The sequence below is a fragment of the Actinomadura sp. GC306 genome (genome assembly GCF_004348665.1).
GTDB lineage: Bacteria > Actinomycetota > Actinomycetes > Streptosporangiales > Streptosporangiaceae > Spirillospora.
This window is the reverse complement of sequence record NZ_SMKM01000377.1, coordinates 1-5,205: the sequence shown is the minus strand read 5'-3', so window position 1 is coordinate 5,205 and position 5,205 is coordinate 1. Positions and strand designations below refer to the sequence as shown.

Sequence of the window (5,205 nt, the reverse complement as noted above, 5' to 3'; positions counted from 1 at the left end):
GGTGGGGGCGGGTCCCGGCGTCTGGGGATTCGATAGGAAGGGCTTCTTCTTATGTTGAGTACCATGCAGGAATTTCCGCTGGCCATTGGGACGGTCATGCGGTATGGCGTTGAGGTTTTCGGGGACGTCGAGGTCGTCACCTGGGAAGGGGACGGGGCGCGGCGGCGGACTTATGCCGAGGTCGGGGAGCGGGCGGCGCGGCTTGCGGGGGCCTTGCGTCAGCTCGGGGTCGATGGGGATCAGCGTGTCGCCACGTTCATGTGGAACAACGTTGAGCATCTTGAGGCGTATCTCGCGGTGCCGTCCATGGGGGCTGTGCTGCACACGCTGAATTTGCGGCTGTTCCCGGATCAGTTGGTTTACATCGCGAATCATGCTGAGGACTACGTCGTCATCGTGGACGGGTCGCTCATCCCGCTGCTGGCGGGGGTGCTGCCGCAGTTGAAGACCGTCCGGCATGTGGTCGTGGTCGGGGAGGGTGACACCGCGCCGCTGGAGGGGGCCGGCAAGGAGCTGCACCAGTACGAGGAGCTGCTCGCGGGGGCGCCGGCGGTGTTCGAGTGGCCGGAGGTCGATGAGCGGTCTGCTGCCGCGACGTGCTACACGAGTGGTACCACCGGGAATCCGAAGGGTGTCGTGTATTCGCACCGGTCGGCGTACCTGCATTCGATGGCGATGTGCACCGGTAACGCGATGGGGCTGAGTGCGTCCGACAGGGTGCTGCCGGTCGTGCCGATGTTCCACGCGAACGCGTGGGGGATGCCTTACGCGGCGGTCATGGCGGGTGCGGCCCTGGTCATGCCCGACCGGTACCTGCAGGCCGAGCCGCTGGCCCGGTTGATCGAGGCGGAGCGGCCGACCGTCGCCGGGGCGGTGCCGACCATCTGGGCGGACCTGCTGCGGTACACGAAGGAGCACGGGGCTGATCTGAGCTCGTTGCGGCTCGTTCCCTGTGGCGGGTCGGCCGTGCCGGAGGCGTTGATGCGGGGGTTCGACGAGATCGGGGTCCGGATCGTCCAGGCGTGGGGGATGACGGAGACGTCGCCGGTCGCGACGGTCGCGCATCCGCCGGTCACGGCGACGGGTGAGGAGGAGTGGCGGGCGCGGATCAGCCAGGGGCGCATCCTCGCGGGGCTGGAGATGCGCGTTGTGGGGGACGGCGACGTCGTGCTCCCCAACGACGGGGAGGCCGTCGGGGAGGTCGAGATCCGCGGGCCGTGGATCACCGCGTCGTACTACCTGGACGAGGACCCCGGGAAGTTCCACGACGGCTGGCTGCGCACCGGTGATGTCGGGACGCTGTCGCCCCGCGGTTTCCTGACGCTCACCGACCGGGCGAAGGACGTCATCAAGTCGGGCGGCGAGTGGATCTCGTCGGTGGAGCTGGAGAACCACCTGATGGCCCACCCGGACATCGTCGAGGCGGCCGTGGTCGGTGTGCCGGACGACCGGTGGCAGGAGCGGCCGCTCGCGTCGGTGGTCGTGCGGGACGGCGCGTCGGTCACGCCGGAGCGGCTCAGGGAGTTCCTGTCCGGGCGGATCGCGAAATGGCAGCTGCCCGAGCGGTGGGCGTTCATCCCCGAGGTGCCCAAGACCAGTGTCGGCAAGTTCGACAAGAAGGTGCTGCGGCGCCGTTATGCGGACGGCGAGCTGGAGGTGCGGCGCGTCGAGTGATCCCGGCCCGGCCGGATCGGGACGCTGACTCGATTCTGACGCCGAGTCATTGATACCGTGATCACGGAGAGAAACGGCATCTCACCCCGGGGTCACCCTAATGGTGATTTCGGCATACCAGGTGGTGCGGATGGGGTTCGCGGGTGTATGCAAGGTGGGCTGATTGTCCGGGCGATCCCCATGGGGACGGAGCCCTCATGCCGCTGCCGGGAGCGTGAATGCCCAGGTTGTCCCCCTCCGTGCGCGCCCCCGACCGGACCCTGGTCAAGGGGCTGAACGAAGGCGACGAAACGGCCTTCGCCGCGCTCTACGACGAGTACGGTGAGGCGCTTTACGACTACGTCCTGTCGATGACGGGGGACGTGAAAGTCGCCGCCGACATCGTTCACGACACGTTCATCGACGCCGGGCGCCGCGCCCCGCGGATGCGCGATCACCTCTATCTGAGCTCGTGGCTTTACGGGGCGGCCCGCCGCCGCTGCATCCGCCGCGGCCGGGCGAAGGTCCTGTTCTGGGACCGGGAATCCGAGTTCTCCGACATTCCCTTCCTGGACCGTGCCGAACAGGACGATCCCGGGCCGGACTGGCCGCCGTCCGACGAACTGCACGAGCTGTTCCACGGCACCCTCGGCCGGCTCGATCCCGTCGACCAGGAGGTGCTGCTCCTGGCGTTCCGGCACGGGCTGCGGCCCGGCCCGCTCGGCGCGGCGCTCGGGCTGACGACGCGGCGGGCCGCGACGCGGGTCCGCAGGGCGGAGACCGAGCTCGCGGCGGCGCTGCAGAAGGAGATCGACCGCGCCGACCGGGCCTGCGCGGCGGAAACGGACGCGGTGGACGCCGCAGAAGGCGGCGCCCCGGAGCCGGACGACGTGCGGGGCCTCGGGCGCGTTCTCCGCCGGCGTCCGCCGGCCTCCCCCGCCGACCCGGCGACCGCGCGGCACGCCGCCGCCTGCCCCGGCTGCCTGCGCCGCGGCCGGGTGACCGGCGCCGCGCTGTTCGGGCGGGCGCCCGCCCCGGTGCTGCCGGCCGCGCTGCGGCACCGCGTCATGCACACCGCGACGGACCCCGAGCTCGCCGGCCACCGCGCCGACATCGCCGCCCGCGGCGGCACCCTCACCCCGGCGGGGCTGCCGAGCCAGCCGGACGTGCCGTCGCCGTTCACCCGCCGGTGGCTGTTCCGCGGCAGCGGCATGGCGGTGGCGCTGGTCGCCGCGCTGGTGGCCGCGTTCGTCATAGGGCCCGGCATCGACGGTGATTCGCTGTCGTGGCCGCCGTTCCGGTCGGAGCCGCAGCCGTCCATCACGCGCCACACGCCGCCGAACGCGTCCGGTACCGAGGCGGAGCCGTCGCAGGCGCCCGGTGCGGACGGTCCCGGCCGCTCCGCGGAGCCGCCCGTGCAGCCGCAGACGGAGGAGAGGACCCCGCAGGAGTCGGCGAGCCCGACGCCGTCCGCGCCGACGCCGCCCGCGCCGCCGCCCGCGCAGCCCGGCGCCCTCGTCGTCGCGCCCGGCACGGTCGAGCTCTACGGGACCAAGTCGGCCAGCATCAGCCTCGCGGCGGACAGCGGCCCGGTGACGTGGACGGCGATGACGTCGACCAGCCAGCTCGTCCTGTCCGAGATGCAGGGCGGCATCGACGAGGGCGGCACGGACCAGGTGACGATCCGGCTGAAGACGTTCATCGTCGGGCTGCCGGGCCAGGGCACGCTGACCTTCACCGATTCCGAGGGCGCGACGCAGCAGGTGAAGGTCGTCTGGGGCATCTCACTCCTGTGACGGCTCGCCGAGATGGTCCCGGACCATTTCGAGGTGCTCGCCGAGCGCCGCCTGGACGCGGGTCTCCATCGCCCGCGCGATGAACGGATCGACCACCATCTTCACCAGCGGCCGCATGCGGCGGACGACCGCGGCGACCTCGGTGACGTCCGCGCCGTCCGGGAGGGGCTCCGCGTCCAGCCGGTCGAACACGTGCTCCTGGACGAGGTTCACGAACCGGCCCGCGATCACGTCGCAGTCGGCGCGGATCTGCTCGGCGATGTCGAGGACGGAGTCGAGCGGAACCCCGGCGGCGACGAGCTCGGCGCCGACGTGCAGCAGCCGCGGGCTCGGCACCCGGTACTTGTCGCCGTCCGGTTCGATGAGCCCGAGCCGGACGGTCCGGTCCCGCATCCGGGCGAAGTCGCGCTCGTCGATCCCGGTGCCGAAGCTCTTGACGAGCTCCTCGAAGGTGGTGGTGCCGGGGATCTCGTCCGACCACGGGTCGGTGAGGACCTTCTCCAGCCCGAGGACCTCCCCGACGTCCTTGCCGGTCTCCCACGCCGTCAGCAGGTCCTTGATGATCGCGAACGTGTAGCCGCGGGCGAGCAGCTTGCCGAGCAGCCGGAGCCGCGCGAGGTGCGAGTCGTCGTAGAGCCCGACCCGGCCTTCGAGGCGCGGCGGCGGCAGCAGCCCGCGGTCCTGGTAGGCGCGGATGTTGCGGACGGTGCTCCCGGCCAGCCGCGCCAGCTCGTCGATTCGGTACTCCGCCATGCCTCGCCTGCGACTCGTCTCACCTTGACCGCCGTGATCTTACTTCGGCACTATTGTTACATCAGTCAATGACACATAGGGGCTTGCGTGATGGCGGACCCGGGCGACATCGAGGAGACCCTTCTCGGCGGCCCCCTGCGCTACACGCGCAAAGAGGTCGAGGCGCTCTCGGGCGTCCGCGACGAGTACGCCCGCGCCATCTGGCAGGCCCTCGGCTTCCCCACCCCGCCCGACGACGAGGTCGCGTTCACCGACGGGGACGTCGCCGCCCTCAGGGAGATCAAGGACCTCCTCGGCACCGAGCTCGTCGACGAGGAGATGGTCCTCCAGCTCGTCCGCGCCGTGGGCCAGACGATGGGCCGCCTCGCCAGCTGGCTCGGCGACGTCTGGCTGCAGGCCTTCACCGAGGTCCCGTCCGACGAGGCGGCCGCGGCCGACCTCGTCACCGCCGCCCTCGCCGCCACCGAGGACCTCCGCCCGGCCTTCGAGCGGCTCCTCCTGCACGGCTGGCGCCGCCAGCTCACCGCCGCCGGGATGCGCGCCGCCGCGACGACCGCCGCCGCCCAGTCCGACCCCGCCGCCGGCGTCGCCACCCTCGCGGTCGGCTTCGCGGACGTGGTGTCCTTCACCCGGCTGAGCCGCCGCCTCGACAGCGGCGCCCTCGCCGCCTTCGTGGAGCGTTTCGAGGCCATCACCACCGAGATCGTCGCCGAGCACGGCGGCCGGGTCGTGAAGACCCTGGGGGACGAGGTCCTGTTCGTCACGTCCGACCCCCGCGCCGGCGCCGACATCGGGTTGCGCATCGCGGAACGCTTCGACAACGACCCCGACTTCCCCAAGATTCGCGTCGGTCTCGCGTACGGCGAGGTCATCCAGCGCCTGGGCGACGTGTTCGGCACCCCGGTCAACCTGGCCGCCCGCCTCACGGCCACCGCCCACCCCGGAACGGTCCTCATCGACAGCGGCCTCGCCACGGCACTCCCCAAAGGCGCCTACGACATCC

General features: G+C 71.5%; 4 protein-coding genes. 3 read left to right on the top strand and 1 reads right to left on the bottom strand.

The genetic code is table 11. The annotated features are described in order from the left end of the window. Nucleotides 1-51: 51 nt before the first annotated feature. Together E1200_RS31095 and E1200_RS31090 are read left to right on the top strand one after the other, a co-directional pair. On the top strand, nt 52-1,674 hold the full coding sequence (locus tag E1200_RS31095; protein ID WP_131955854.1) for a long-chain fatty acid--CoA ligase: 1,623 nt from the start codon (nt 52-54) through the stop codon (nt 1,672-1,674). 218 nt (nt 1,675-1,892) lie between these two features. Continuing rightward, nucleotides 1,893-3,449: a sigma-70 family RNA polymerase sigma factor gene (locus tag E1200_RS31090; RefSeq protein ID WP_131955852.1), complete on the top strand. Its 1,557-nt coding sequence runs from the start codon at nt 1,893-1,895 to the stop codon at nt 3,447-3,449. Here E1200_RS31090 and E1200_RS31085 read toward each other — a convergent pair. Then, entirely contained in the window at nt 3,438-4,202 is a 765-nt protein-coding gene (locus tag E1200_RS31085; RefSeq protein WP_131955850.1) for a MerR family transcriptional regulator, read from the bottom strand. The genes E1200_RS31090 and E1200_RS31085 overlap by 12 nt on opposite strands. Before the next feature lie 90 nt (nt 4,203-4,292). Between E1200_RS31085 and E1200_RS31080 the strand changes: the two genes are divergently transcribed. Further along, on the top strand, nt 4,293-5,205 hold a 913-nt coding region (locus E1200_RS31080; RefSeq protein WP_131955848.1), incomplete at its 3' end, for an adenylate/guanylate cyclase domain-containing protein.

Bases quoted from the DNA above. Each gene is read 5' to 3' on its own strand.
- E1200_RS31090 (WP_131955852.1), top strand. From the start codon at position 1,893: ATGCCCAGGTTGTCCCCCTCCGTGCGCGCCCCCGACCGGACCCTGGTC.
- E1200_RS31085 (WP_131955850.1), bottom strand. From the start codon at position 4,202: ATGGCGGAGTACCGAATCGACGAGCTGGCGCGGCTGGCCGGGAGCACC.
- E1200_RS31095 (WP_131955854.1), top strand. From the start codon at position 52: ATGTTGAGTACCATGCAGGAATTTCCGCTGGCCATTGGGACGGTCATG.